Raw genomic sequence first — 13,217 nt, forward strand, 5'->3', positions numbered from 1 at the left:
GTGATCACCTTGGCCCCGACCCCTGCGCTGGTCAGCGCGCTGCGCGAGTTCGGCGACCGGCCCGCCGTCGTCGCCGACGGACGCGCGATCAGCGGCATCGGCCTGCTGCTCGGCGTCTCCCCGCCGGGCGGCCTGCCCCGGGCCCTCGCCGAGCGCGTCGCCGAACACGCCGCCCTGCCGCCCTCCACCGCCCGCGCCGCCGAGGAACGGCTCCGGCACTGGGCCGGCGTCCTCGGCCCGCCGCCCATCCGGCACACCGTGCTGCACCCCGCCACCGACCTCGCCGTCGAACTCGCCCTCGCCACCCTGCTGGCCGGCGGCACCGTGCACTGCGCCGACCCCGACCAGCAGCCCGACGAGCAGCTCACCGCCCTCGCCGCCAACGGCACCACCCACCTCAGCCTGCCCTCCGCCCTGCTCTGGCGGCTCAGCCGGCAACCGGGCCTCGCCGACCACGACCTCGGCGCCCTCCGACTCGTCCTGCACGTCGGCCCCGAACCCCGGCAGGACGACGTCTACGCCGCCGTCGACGCCCTCGGCGCCGTCCTCGCCCACCTGCGCGCCCCCGACAGCCGGTCCGAAGCCGCCGACCGCCGGCTGCGCGCCGACACCGAGGCCGCCACCGCCGCCGCCTGGAAGCACAGCATCGGCATCACCGCCGCGCAGCTCACCGAGTTCGGCGCCCACCTCGACCGGGCCGTCCTCACCGCGCTGCTGCACACCCTCCAGCAGGCCGGAGTGCTCACCGACCCCGGACACGGCCGCTCCGAGGCCGAACTCCTCGCCACCGCCCTGGTCACCCCCGCCCAGCGCCCCCGGGTCGGCCACTGGCTCGACGCCCTCGCCCGGCACGGCCTGATCACCCGCCGGGACGGCGGCGCCCAGGGCCCGATCTACCACGGCGCCCCCGAACTCAGCTCCGCCGAGGTCCGGGAGGCGTGGCGGCCCGCCGTCGACAGCTGGACCGACGGCCTCGGCACCGCCGCCGTCCTCGACCGGGTCCGGCGCGGCGCCCTACGGCTGCCCAAGCTGCTCACCGGCGAAGAGGACCCCCGCCCGGCCGCCGCCCCGGTCCGCTGGTCCGCCGCCCGCGGCTACCTCGGCACCGCCCTCGGCACCCTCGTCCGCGCCACCGTCGAGACCCACCCGGGGCCGCAACCGCCGCGGATCCTCGAACTCGACCGCGACGGCACCGAGACGGCCGTCGCCCGCGCCCTCGCCGCCCGCCCCCGGCAGAACGCCGAACACCACCTCGCCCCCGACGGCGGACGCTACGACATCGTCGTCGCCACCGCCGTCGGCCGGCCCGAGGAGGAGGTCCCGGCGCTGGTCGACCAGCTCGCCCCCGGCGGCCGGCTGCTGCTGCTCGCCCCCGTCGCCGAACAGCTCGACCTGCTGATCACCGGCGCCCACCGGGGCTTCGCCGGCCACCCGGCCACGCAGTGGCGGGCCGCCCTCACCACCGCGGGTTGCCCGACGGTGCTCACCCTTCCTGCGGACGGGCACCCGATGGGGCTGCTCGGGCAGGGGCTGTTCGTCGCGCGGGTGGACTGACAGCGGGTGGACTGACGGCGCGTGGGCTGACGGCGCGTGGGCTGACGCGGGTGGCCTGACCACGGGTGGCCCGACGGCACCGGCGCTACGATCGGGCGCATGGCCGCTCCCGCTCCCGTGCGCTCGATCCGCTCCCGGGCCTCGCTCGGTTCCATCGCCTCCCTCGGCTCCATCGGCTCGCTGCTGTCCGTCGGCTCGGTCGGCTCCGTCCTCTCGATCGGCTCGGTCGGCAGCGTGCTGTCCATCGGTTCGGCCGGCTCGGTGGTCAGCGCGTTCTCGGCGTGCTCCTGGCTGAGCGTCGGCTCGCTGCTGTCGGTGCGCTCCCGCTGGGCCGTACGGGGGCTGCGCCCGGTGTGCGGGCCATCCGTGCCCGAGGGGTGAAGCCCCGGGTCACGTACCGCCACCCGATCCGTACCATTTCGATACCGAAGCCCGGATGAGCTGCGGGAATCCTCGCCGCCCGGCACGGTCCCCGGGTAGGCTCCCCACTGCTTCCCCCGGCCCTGGTGCAGGCGGCCCAGCGTCGCCCGTACCGCACGTCGGGGGCAGACCCCCGCGGGCCATTCGGTGGGCTCCGCGCACTCGACACCGCGCGCCAGGGCAGTCGCGCGAACGGCGAAGGGCATCGCATTGGCGGATCGGCTCACCGGAGGAGACTCCTCGCTGCTGCGGCGGATCAACGCCGCGGTCACGCTTCGGGCGCTGCGGACCGGCCACTCGGTGACCCTCACCCAACTCGTCGGCGAGACCGGGCTCTCCCGGCCGACCGTCGAGGGCGTGATCGAGGGCCTGGTCGAGACCGGCCTCGTCGCCGAGGTCGAGCAGCCCCGGGAGGACGGCCAGCCGGGCACCGGCCGCCGCGGCCGCCCGGCCCGCTGGTTCCGCTTCCGCGCCGAGGCCGGGCACATCCTCGGCATCGAGATCGGCGTCCACGACATCCGGGTCATCCTCGCCGACCTCACCGGTGAGGTGGTGGGCAGTCACTTCAAGCCGGTCGACGAGACCCTGGAGGCCGAGGACCGGCTCACCGCCGTCCGCACCGCCGTCGCCGAGGTCCTGCGCAAGGCGGGCATCTCCCGGGACAACCTGTGGGCCGTCGGCATCGGCACCCCCGGCATCGTCGACCGCGAGGGCACCATCCGGCTCGGCACCGCGATGCCCGGCTGGACCGGCCTCGACCTCGGCGCCCGGCTGCGCCGCTCCTTCCGCTGCCCCGTCCTGATCGAGAACGACGCCAACCTGGCCGCCATCGCCGAACACTGGCAGGGCGCGGCGGTCGGCGCCGACGACGTGGTCTTCGTGATGGCCGGCCTCAGCCCCGGTGCCGGCTCCCTGATCAACGGCAGACTGCACCGCGGCTACGGCGGCGCCGCCGGCGAGATCGGCGCCCTGCACCTGCTCGGCCAGGAGGTCACCCCCGAGCGGCTGCTCTCCACCACCGGCAAGCCGCTCAACCCGCTGGACGAGGCCGCCGTCGCCCGGGTCCTGCGGTTGGCCCGGGAGGGCGACGAGGTCGCCAAGGTCGCCATGGACCGCTTCCTCACCCGGCTCGTCCAGGGCGTCGCCGCCCTGGTCCTGGCCATCGACCCCCAGCTGGTGGTCATCGGCGGCTGGGCGGCCGGCCTGGACGGCGTGCTGGAACCGCTGCGCGAACGCCTCGCCCAGTTCACCCTCCGCGCCCCCGAGGTGGCACTGGCCGCCCTCGGCTCCGAGGTCGTCTCGATGGGGGCCCTGCGGGTCGCCCTGGACCACGTCGAGGACCAGCTCTTCGCGGTCGACCCGCCCCGGGTGTGAGGCGTACCGCCCGGCCGTCGACGACAGTGGCCCGGACGCTGGTCGGGCGTCCGGGCCACTGCCCGAGGGTGGGTGCGAAACGGTTCAGGAGGCGGTGCGGACCTCGGTGGTGGCGCCGACCGGGGTGACCTCGACCAGGCCGGTCTCGCCGAAGGTCAGCTTGCAGGTGTCCGCGCGGTAGGTGGAGACGGCGAGCGCCACCAGACGGCCGCCGGCGGCGTACTGGGTGGTCATGACCAACACCGGGGTGCCCGGGGGGCGCTCCAGCAGCACGGCCTCGTCGGCCTCGGCGACGCCCAGCTCGACGGCCCGGGACTCACCGTCGACCTCCAGGCGCTCCAGCTGGCGCAGCACCGAACGGGCGCGGTCGCCCTCGGCACGGAAGCCGGGCAGGTGCGGCAGGGCGGAGGCCGGGACGTGCAGCGACTCGCTGGCCATCGCGCGGCCCTCGACCAGCCGGACCCGGCGGACGGTGTGCACGGTGGCGCCCTCGGCGATGCCGAGGCCCTTCGCCAGCTGCGCGGACGCGGGGGCGGTGGTGCAGTCGACCGTGCGCCAGGACTGGCTGCGGCCGGCGCCGGGCCAGCCCTCCTCCTGCCGGTTCACGGGGACGCCGACCCGCGGGGCGGCGATCAGGGTGCCGATTCCCCGGCGACGGACCAGTCGGCCCTCCAGCTCCAGCTGGTCCAGGGCCTGCCGCAGCGTCGCCCGGGCCACCCCGAAGCGGGCGGACAGCTCGCGCTCGTTGGGCAGGACCTGGCCGGTGGAGAACTCCGTGTCGATGGCCCGCAGCAGCACCGTGCGCAGGTGCCAGTACTTCGGTTCCGGCACCGCCGAAAGCTGTCCTGTCGTCCCCACCGTGTCCTCCACCTGGTCTTGTCCGCCCTACGACAAGGAGGGCGGATCCCGGGCCCGCTGCCCGCTGTTGCGGCAGGTGGGAGAGCCGGCCTTTATCCGTCCTTCTTTATTAAAGGTCCTTGCAGTAAGCGACCCTAGGTGTTCCGTCCGGAGATGGTCAAGACCAATGACAGGGCTCGGTGCGACCGCCGCGAACATTCATGCCACGTTCACGACAGCCCTTCGGGACGGCCCTCGGCCGCGCGTCACGCTGCGGCGCGGGCTCGGCCAATGGGTAGGCTGCCCGGGTGATCGTGGTGACGAGTGTGAATGTGAACGGAATCCGGGCCGCCGCCAAGAAGGGCTTCGTGGAGTGGCTGGCCGGCACCGAGGCGGACGTGATCTGCCTCCAGGAGGTGCGCTCCGAACCCGGGCAGCTGCCCGTCGAACTGCGCGACCTGGACGGCTGGCACGCGCTCTGGGCCCCGTCGGTCGCCAAGGGCCGGGCCGGCGTCGCCATCCTGTCCCGCCGGGAGCCGCAGCGCAGCACGATCGGATTCGGCTCCGAGGAATTCGACAATTCGGGCAGGTACCTGGAAATCGACCTGCCGGGCCTCACCGTCGCCAGCCTCTACCTGCCCTCCGGCGAAGTCGGCACCGAGCGCCAGGACGAGAAGGAACGCTTCATGGCGGAATTCCTCGTCCACCTCACCGCCCTGCGCGCCCGCGCCGCCGCCGACGGCCGCGAGGTCGTGGTCTGCGGCGACTGGAACATCGCCCACCGCCCCGAGGACCTCAAGAACTGGAAGGCCAACCAGAAGTCCGCCGGCTTCCTCCCCGAGGAACGCGCCTGGCTCTCCCGCGTCTACGACGAGGCCGGCTACGTCGACGTCGTCCGCGCCCTCCACCCCGACCGCACCGGCCCCTACTCCTGGTGGTCCTACCGCGGCCGCGCCTTCGACAACGACTCCGGCTGGAGGATCGACCTCATCGTGTCCACCAAGAACCTCGCCGATAGGGCCATCGAGGCCTACGTCGAGCGGGCGGCCACCCACGCCGAACGCTGGTCCGACCACGCACCCGTCACCGCAGTGTTCGACCTGAACAACTGACGTGCAGGAACCGCTAGTTCAACAGAACTACGAGACCCGGCCCCGGACGGCCACCGGGTTCGAAGAACCGCAACCCGGCACTCCGCCACGACGTCGGCAAGACCGTTAAACGCGAATCCACGCTCCAGGCCCACCTCGCCGCGCGAGGTTGAAGATCAAGCTGAGGCCCGCGGCACGGGCCGGCCCGGACCTCCTCACCACTCGACCAGCGCGAATCCCGCCGACATGCCGCCGCCGAAGCCGGCCAGGAGGATCAGGTCGCCGGGGGCGAAGGCGCCGGCGCGGGCGGCCGCGTCCAGGGTGATCGGGATGGAGGCGGCTCCCGTGTTGGCGTAGTGCGTCAGGGTGCGGTGCATGGTCGCGCGAGGCAGTGCCAGGTCGGCGAAGACGCTGTCCAGCATGGTGCCGTTGGCCTGGTGCGGTACGAAGTGGTCGATGTCGTCGGGCGCGACACCGCATTCGTGCAGGAATCCCTTGACCAGCTGCGGCAGGTGGTCACCGACGAAGCTCCGCACGCCCCGCCCGTCCATCGCGAAGTACTGGAGCCCTGCGTCGAGGACCGTATGGTCCACCGGCATGCGGCTGCCGCCGGCGGGCACCTCGATGAGCCCCGACAGTTCGCCGAACGAGTGCAGTGAGAGGTGCCGGACACGTGGCCCGTGGTCGACCGGCGCCCCCAGGACCACGGCTCCGGCGCCGTCCCCGAACAGGATCACGGTCCTGCGGTCGGCCCGGTTCAGGATGCGGGAGTACAGGTCCGCACCGATGACCAGCGCCTGGCCGCCGGTGCGGGCGAGTACGCCCTCGGCCGCGGAGAGCGCGAACACCGTGCCGGAGCAGACCGCGTTGACGTCGAACGCGGCCGCGCCGCTCGCGCCGAGCCGCTGCTGGACGTAGGCGGCGGTGGGCGGTTGCGGCCGGTCGGGTGTGGACGTGGCGACCACGATCACGGACAGCTCCTCGGCGGAGATGCCGGCCGACCGCAACGCGGCACGCCCCGCGGCGGTGGCCAGGTCCGAGGTGGCCTGGCCGTCGGCAGCCCATCGCCGTTCCCTGATGCCGGTCCTGTCGGTGATCCACGCGTCGTCGACCCCCGCCGCCGCCGCGGCCTCGTCATTGGACACGATTCGCTCCGGCACATAGGCACCCGTACCGAGAATCCTGACGTCGGTCATACGGCTGCCCTCCCCTCAAATGGATGGAGAACGGTGTGTGTAGAACTGGCCTGCGCCCGTGGCGGGCGCGTGCGGGAGCAGCCGCGGAGGCTGCCCCCGCACGCATGGGACCGCAGGTGTTCGGGATCGCAGGTGTTCTAGCGCGCCTGGTAGATGCGCTTGTGACCGCTGACGCCGGCCAGCCGGAAGGGCCCGGTGGTCTGCTGCGGGGTGGGGTGGTCTCCTCCGTCGGCCGGGAAGGACCACTCGTGCAGCTCGCGGTAGCGGGCGTGGTCGACCGGCTTGCGCCTGGCTATCGCCGCCAGGTTCGCTGCGGTCCGCAGGTGTTCGCGGTAGCCGGGGACGGCCTTGCCCGCGAAGAACTCGGCGACGCTGCCGGAACCGTAGCTGAGGAAGCCGACGGGCCGGTCGGTCAGGTCGTCCGCCTGGTCGAGCAGCGCGGCGAGAGCGAGGTACACCGAGGCGGTGTAGCTGTTGCCGATGGAGGTGTTGTAGGCCACGGTCTGCCCGATGGCGTGCTCGATGTCGGCCTGGTCGGCGCTGTGGCCCGCGTGGTTGAGCAGGTGGCGGTGTGCCTTGTAGGCCATCTTCGTGAACGGCTGGTGGTAGCAGAACGCGGCGAACTCGTCGAGTGTGCGCCCGCCCTGCTCGCCGTAGTCCTTCCAGCTGCCTGCGACCGCCTGCAGGTACGCTTCGACGGATTCCTGCCCGTCGACGAGGGCGGTGGTGCGGTAGTTCGGCCGCCAGAAGTCCATCACGTCGGCGGTGAACAGGCCCGAGGCGTTCTCGATGCAGACCAGGGCGGGGTCGGCGCTGACCAGCATCGCCACCGCGGCGGCACCCTGGGTCGCCTCGCCGGGGCTGTCCAGTTCGTACTTGGAGACGTCGCTCGCGATCACCAGGACCTGCTGGTCGGGGTCGCGTCGTACGAGCCCGATGGCGAATTGCAGGGCGGCCGTGGCTCCGTAGCAGGCCTGCTTCAGTTCGACGACGCGGCAGGCCGATTGCAGGCCGAGCAGTGAATGCACGTAGATGCCGGCGGACTTCGCCTGGTCGATCGAGGATTCCGTCGCGAAGACCACCGTCCGGATCCGTTCGGAACCGTGCCGGGCGATGATCGGGGCCGCGGCGGCGGCCCCCAGGGTCACGATGTCCTCGTCCGCGGCGCACACGCTCATCGACCGCTGGCCGATGCCTATGTGGTACTTGCCGATCTCCGTGCCGTTGTACTCGGCGAGTGCCGCGTGCGACAGGACGTACTCGGTCGTCGCGAAGGACAGATCGTGGATTCCGAAGGAAGCGGCGTTGGACATGTTCAGGCACCGACCTTTGCTGTCTTGTTGTCGCGCTCCAGTTCGACGTGCGCACGCATGAGTTCACCCGGGTTGGTCTGCGCCGCGAGCAGCGAGAGCTCGCCGCAGAGGACCGTCGCCGCCGCGATGACGGCGAGCCGGCGCGCGTTCTCGCCGGTGGCGCGGTCCACGCGGCAGCCGAGGCGGGTCAGGTTCGTCTCCACGAACTCCAGGCCCTTGCCGTTGCCCACGGTGCCGACGATCAGGTTGGGCAGATTGCAGGAGAAGTAGAGGTCGCCGTCGCGGTCCTCGGCCAGGGTGACGCCCTGGGAGCCCTCGACGATGTTGGCCGCGTCCTGGCCGGTGGCCAGGTAGAAGCCGAGCAGCATGTTGGCGTAGTGGGCGTTGGCCGAGCGGATGCCGCCGGCCAGCAGGGTCCCGAGCAGGTTCTTGCGGATGTTCAGCTGGACGATCCTGGCGGCAGTGGTGTGCAGGACGCCTTCCACCACGTCGCGCGGGACGAGCAGTTCCGTGACCACGTTCTTCCCGCGGCCGAGGATGCCGTTGATCGCGGTCGCCTTCTTGTCCGTGCAGTAGTTCCCGGAGATCGATCCGTAGGAGATTCCCGGAATGGTCCGCAGCAGGTGCGTCAGCAGATTGTCGGAGGCGAGCGTGGCCATGTTGTGGCCGGAGGCGTCGCCGGTGCTGAACTCGAACCGGATGAACAGCAGGTTGCCCGCGATCTCGTGCCGGACGGTGAGCAGCTCGGCGAACCGGCTACAGCTGCGGACCACGGCGCGCAGTTCCTCGATCTGCGCCTCGATGGCGCGGGCGGCCGTGTACGCGGTCTGGGCGTCGGTCGCCTCGACGAGCACCGAGCGGGTCATGCGCTCGTCGACGAGGGTGGCGACGATGCCCTGCTCGGTGAGCATGGACACCTTCGCGCCGCGGCCCACGGAGGGCCACAGCGGTGTCTCGTAGGTGGCGAGGGGAACGTGGGTCTCGGTGTTGGCGACGTTCCCGGAGACTCGAAGGGGTCCGACCCACTTCATGGGGACCCTGGCAATGGCGTGTGTGTCGGTCACTGTGCTTTTCCCGTCGTGTCGTGAAGGGTGTCGGCCGATCGGGAACGCCGGGCGAGTCGCCCCGTGTCGATGCCCCGGTCGGCGCAGAAGGAACGGAGGGTGCCGTGGATGATCAGGTCGTTGCTCGCGAGGTCGGCGGGAGTGCGCGCGCCGAGCATGGTCTGGAGGGCCGCGAGCTGGTCCAGCCAGTTCGTGAGCTGCTCGATCAGCGCCTCGGGACCGCCGTCGAGCAGGGTGCGCAGGAACACTCCGGAGGCCCCGACGCCGGAGGCGCCCAGGGCCAGGGCGCGGGCGACGTCGAGGGGATGGCGGACGCCGCCGGAGGCGAGCACGGGAAGACCGGCGCTCTGAGCGTCCAGGAGACAGGCGGCGGTGGACTGGCCCCAGTCGTGGAGGAACGCGTAGTCGCCGAGCGGTCGCCGGCCGTTCTCGATCCGGGCGAAGTCGGTGCCGCCCCGGCCGCCGACGTCCGCCGCGCGGACCCCCAGTTGTCGCAGCAGCAGGACGGTTTCCCGGCTCAGGCCGTTGCCGACCTCCTTGACGATCACGGGTACGTCAACGGCCGCCGCGATCTTCTCGATCTGCGGGACCCAGGACCCGAAGGACCGGTCGCCTTCCGGCATGGCCGTTTCCTGCGCCGTGTTGACGTGGATCTGCAGGGCGTCGGCCTCCAGCAGATCGAGGGCACGCCGGGTGTCGTCGACCGATGCCGTCGCGTTGACATTTGCCATGACGAAACCGTGGGGGTTCTCCTGACGCAGGACGCGGAAGGTGTCGGCGCACGTCGGGTCCTTCAAGTAGGCGTGCACCGAGCCCGACGCGATGGGGACCCCGGTCTCGCGGGCCGCTATCGCCAGACCCCGGTTGATGACGCCGGTCTTGGCGGTCCCGCCGGTCATCGCGTTGATGTAGAGCGGCACCTGCCAGGAGATCCCGGCGAAGGCCGTGTCCAGGGACACCTGCGGCCGGTCGATGCCGGCCAGGGCGTGGTGGACGAAGGACACCTCGTCGAACTGGTTGATCCCGCTTCGGGTGTCCTGCTGCTCGATGGCGAGCCGGACGTGGTCGTCCTTGCGCTGAGCGCTCATTTCTCGCTCCCTTCCGGGGCGGGCCGGACGGGCAGGGGCAGCACCCCGGCCGCGGCCCACCGCTGCCGTACATGTGAGATGTCGTGCATGGCCTCGGCATCGAGCAGCGCGATGCCGCAGTCGCCGCCGCCCGCGCCCGACGGCTTGGCGGCACCGCCGACGGTTTCGGCGACCGTGCACAGGGCCGTCAGCTCGGGCGTGAAGATGCCGAGCCCGACTTCGTCGTCGAGGCGGGCCAACTCCCGCCGGGCACGGCGGATCTGGTACAGCAGGCTTTGGTCGTCGCCGGCCTCGAGAGCGGTGATCGAGGCGCGTACGAAGTCGGTGGAGGTTTCCACGAACGCGCGGTGCGACGCGGTGCCGCGCCAGATCCGGCGGTGCAGACCGGACACGAGCGAGGCGGTGGAGGCCGGGTTGCCGGTCCAGCCGACTTCGAGGGCGAGGCCGCGCGGGGCCGGAAGCCTCCGGACCGAGTGGCCCGGCCAGGGCGTGCGCAACGCCTCCTCGACGCCGTGCCGGCGGGTGAGGTCGAGCACGAAGGCCCGGTCGGGTGCCTGGTACGCGATCCAGCCGCCCCAGGTACTGGCGGCGAGGTCACCGCCGGAGCCCACGGGGTCGATCCCGACCGAGGAGATCACGGCCAGGCGGTACCGGGCGTCGGGTGAGAGGTCCAGTCCGCACAGGGACGTGATGGCGTCGATCGTGGCCACGGTCACCGCGCCGCTCGACCCCAGGCCGTACTTGCGGCCGTTGTCATGCAGCCGGCTGCCGATCGAGAGGTCCAGCCCGGGCATGGGCAGGCCGCGTTCGGCCAGCAGTCGTCCCACGGTCTCGACCGCTGCCGCCACGTGCGTCAGTGCGCCCCGCGCGCCGTGTCCGTCGGCTTCCCCGTTCTCCGTTCCGGGAGCGTGGAGCCGGCCGTCGAGCCATCGCCAGTTCACCGCCCGGGGGACGAGATCGGAGGAGATCACGATGTCGGCCGTTTCGGAGAGGGTCACCGTGGCGGTGATCTCCCGGTCCACGGCCACCACGATGGCCGGGGTACCGGGCTCCACCACCGCGTACTCGCCCGTGACGAACAGCTTGCCGGGCGCACTGCGGACGACCGTTCGCCCGGAGGTCATCGTCCGCCCGCGTCCACCAGGCGGGCGCCCTGTCCGGGCCCGGCGATGTGCACGGTGCCGCCCGCGGCAGCGTCGCGCACGGCCTCGGCGACCCGGTCGGCGTCCGTACGACGGCAGAACACCTTGACGTTCGGTCCGGCGTCCATGGTCGCGTAGGCCGGTACGCCGTCGCGCCGCAGCCCCAGCACGCTGTCGAGGACGGTGAGCGAGGCGGGCGCGAGGTAGCGCACCGCAGGGCGCGCGCCCAGCATGGTCGCGTGCATGCCGAGAGAGTTGCGCTCAGCGATCTCACCCACCGCGTCGAGGTCGCCGCGCAGGAGCGCCGCCCTCATCTCGGTCAAGTCGTCCCGGCTCGACGCGGCCCAGGGCTCGAACAGGGGCGAGGTCTCGACGGTGCGGCGCATCGCCGCGCGGCTGGGCACCTCCTTGGGGCCGGCGTTGACCACCGCGATGACCAGTGCGGGGTCGAGGTCGCCCGTGCGTACCGGCTCGGCGTAGGAGCTGAGGTCCGCCTCCGCGGACGGCGCCGTGGGGTTGCCGGCGTTCCAGACGGCGAAGCCGCCGAAGATCGACCGCGAGGCCGAGCCGGAACCGCGGCGGGCCAGGCGGGAAAGACCGGTGCCGTCGAGGTCCAGTCCGTACGCGGCGGCGGCGGCGACGGCGAGCGCGGCGAAGCCGCTGGCGGAGGACGCCAGGCCCGCCCCGGTGGGTACGGTGTTGCGGGTGTCGACGACGGCCCGGTGCGTGAGCCCGGCCCGCCGGCGCACCAGGTCGAGGAACCCGGCGATGCGCCGCCGCTCCTCGCCCGCCGCGGGTACGCCGTTGAAGGTCACTTCGTCGTCCGAAGCCTCGGCGTCGAGGTGGACCCGGGTGGTCGTGGGGAAGATGTCAAGAGTCATCGACAGACTGCTGGTCCACGGCAGGAAGAGGCGCTCGTCGCGCTTCCCCCAGTACTTGACCAGCGCGATGTTCGGGTGCGCGACGGCGGTGGCCCCGTTCGCGCCCTGCCGGTCCTGCGGGCGGCGCACGGTGTTCTGTTGCTCAGACATGCGTGACGAGCCTCCTCAGTGGGACGATCCACGTCTGCACGGCCCCCGCTTCGTGCAGCCGCCGGGTGACCTCTCTCGCCTGCTCGGGCTGGGTCAGAGCGAGGACGCAGCCGCCCAGTCCACCCCCGGTGATCTTGGCGCCGAGGCTTCCCGCGGCGAGCGCGGCACTCACCATCCCCTCGATCCGGTCAGTGCTCAGCCCGGCCTCGCGGAGCATTCCGTGGTACTCCGTCAGCAGGAGGCCGAGCTCCTCCGGCCGGCCGGCGGCGAGGGTGGTCACGGCTTCGCTGGTCAGTTCCGACGCCCGGCGGACGAACCGCTCCTGTGCTCCGGCGTGGAGTCGGAACCTCTCCCGCAGCTTGTCGACCGCTTCCTTGGTGCTGCCGACGGTGCCGCTGTCCGCGATGACGAAGAGCGCGTCGCAGCCCACCAGCAGCGTGCGGGCCTCGCCCGCGTGGAACAGCAACGGCGCGCTCGCGCCGACGGTGATGGCGTCGACGCCGCTGGCCTTGCCGTGCACCACGTTCTCGGCGGTCTGCACCAGGTCGAACACCATCCGCTGCGAGACCTCACGGCCGCAGAGGTCGGCAAGGGCGAGGACGACGGCACGGGCGCAGGCCGCGCTGGAGCCGAGCCCCCTGCCGAGCGGGATCGAACCGTCGATGATCACATCGAGCTGCCGGCCGTCGTCGATGCCCGTGGATGCCCTGAAGTCGGTGGTCAGCCGACGCAGCCCCTCGGATGTCTGCGTTCCGACCTCCTTCCAGGCGGATCCGGTCATCGTGAAGGACACACCTGCCGGTTCTTCACCGCGGGTGGAGAACCCGGCGCTGGCGGTGATCGACAGCTGCGGAACGGGCAGGGCGAGCGCCGGGGCTCCGTAGACGACCGCGTGCTCCCCCAGCAAAACGGCCTTGGCATGGGCGTGGCCGGTGCCGATCGAGCGAGCACGGCGGCTGTCCGCTGTCCGTGCCGCCGAGGCCGGTGGAGTCGACGTGCTCAGCTCCCCTTGTCGAAATTCCATTGAGATCGCGTCATCCAGATTTCTAGGAAGGAATGAAGTAAGCCCGTTCGACCGCGCGCCGCGTCATGCCCGGGCCACCCCCG

The 13,217-nt window shown here is 72.2% G+C and carries 12 protein-coding genes; 4 read left to right on the forward strand and 8 right to left on the reverse strand.

All coding sequences use genetic code 11. The features are described from left to right. The first annotated feature begins 9 nt into the window (after positions 1-9). The 3 genes from ACZ7BZ_RS11490 to ACZ7BZ_RS11500 all read left to right on the forward strand — a co-directional run bounded on the left by ACZ7BZ_RS11490 (position 10) and on the right by ACZ7BZ_RS11500 (position 3,348). Positions 10-1,554, forward strand: coding sequence for a hypothetical protein (locus ACZ7BZ_RS11490; protein WP_470358176.1), 1,545 nt, complete (start codon positions 10-12; stop codon positions 1,552-1,554). A gap of 99 nt (positions 1,555-1,653) precedes the next feature. Further along, positions 1,654-1,935, forward strand: coding sequence for a hypothetical protein (locus tag ACZ7BZ_RS11495; protein ID WP_380454505.1), 282 nt, complete (start codon positions 1,654-1,656; stop codon positions 1,933-1,935). Positions 1,936-2,184: 249 nt separating this feature from the next. Further along, positions 2,185-3,348: an ROK family protein gene (locus tag ACZ7BZ_RS11500; RefSeq protein ID WP_470358177.1), complete on the forward strand. Its 1,164-nt coding sequence runs from the start codon at positions 2,185-2,187 to the stop codon at positions 3,346-3,348. Positions 3,349-3,432: 84 nt separating this feature from the next. Here the strand turns inward: ACZ7BZ_RS11500 and ACZ7BZ_RS11505 are convergent, their stop codons facing one another. Beyond that, a complete protein-coding gene (locus ACZ7BZ_RS11505; RefSeq protein WP_380454501.1) occupies positions 3,433-4,206 on the reverse strand; it encodes a GntR family transcriptional regulator in 774 nt (257 codons plus the stop codon). 296 nt (positions 4,207-4,502) lie between these two features. On the opposite strand from ACZ7BZ_RS11505, the gene ACZ7BZ_RS11510 reads away from it, so the two are divergent. Further along, positions 4,503-5,297 (forward strand): exodeoxyribonuclease III, encoded by a 795-nt coding sequence (locus ACZ7BZ_RS11510; RefSeq protein ID WP_470358275.1) that lies wholly within the window; start codon positions 4,503-4,505, stop codon positions 5,295-5,297. A 194-nt stretch (positions 5,298-5,491) separates the two neighbouring features. On the opposite strand, the gene ACZ7BZ_RS11515 is transcribed toward ACZ7BZ_RS11510, so the two are convergent. From ACZ7BZ_RS11515 to mvk, 7 genes are all read right to left on the reverse strand, one after another. Further along, positions 5,492-6,472 carry a 3-oxoacyl-ACP synthase III family protein gene (locus ACZ7BZ_RS11515; protein ID WP_470358178.1) on the reverse strand — a complete coding sequence of 327 codons (981 nt, stop codon included), beginning with the start codon at positions 6,470-6,472 and terminating at the stop codon, positions 5,492-5,494. Between the two features lie 137 nt (positions 6,473-6,609). Then, on the reverse strand, positions 6,610-7,785 hold the full coding sequence (locus ACZ7BZ_RS11520; RefSeq protein ID WP_470358179.1) for a hydroxymethylglutaryl-CoA synthase: 1,176 nt from the start codon (positions 7,783-7,785) through the stop codon (positions 6,610-6,612). A gap of 2 nt (positions 7,786-7,787) precedes the next feature. Beyond that, the gene (locus tag ACZ7BZ_RS11525; RefSeq protein ID WP_470358180.1) at positions 7,788-8,816 is read right to left on the reverse strand and encodes a hydroxymethylglutaryl-CoA reductase; all 1,029 of its coding nucleotides are present in this window, start codon (positions 8,814-8,816) and stop codon (positions 7,788-7,790) included. Positions 8,817-8,845: 29 nt separating this feature from the next. Next, complete coding sequence (fni, locus tag ACZ7BZ_RS11530) at positions 8,846-9,937, reverse strand: type 2 isopentenyl-diphosphate Delta-isomerase (protein WP_470358181.1); 1,092 nt, start codon at positions 9,935-9,937, stop codon at positions 8,846-8,848. Next, positions 9,934-11,061, reverse strand: a complete 1,128-nt coding sequence (locus ACZ7BZ_RS11535) for a phosphomevalonate kinase (RefSeq protein WP_470358182.1) — start codon at positions 11,059-11,061, stop codon at positions 9,934-9,936. Before ACZ7BZ_RS11535 ends, fni begins: the two co-directional genes overlap by 4 nt. Beyond that, positions 11,058-12,110 carry a diphosphomevalonate decarboxylase gene (mvaD, locus tag ACZ7BZ_RS11540; RefSeq protein WP_470358183.1) on the reverse strand — a complete coding sequence of 351 codons (1,053 nt, stop codon included), beginning with the start codon at positions 12,108-12,110 and terminating at the stop codon, positions 11,058-11,060. The genes ACZ7BZ_RS11535 and mvaD overlap by 4 nt, the downstream gene beginning before the upstream one ends. After that, positions 12,103-13,134, reverse strand: coding sequence for a mevalonate kinase (gene mvk, locus ACZ7BZ_RS11545; protein ID WP_470358184.1), 1,032 nt, complete (start codon positions 13,132-13,134; stop codon positions 12,103-12,105). Before mvk ends, mvaD begins: the two co-directional genes overlap by 8 nt. Positions 13,135-13,217: the final 83 nt, after the last annotated feature.

It is taken from the genome of Kitasatospora sp. NPDC036934, from assembly GCF_055608425.1.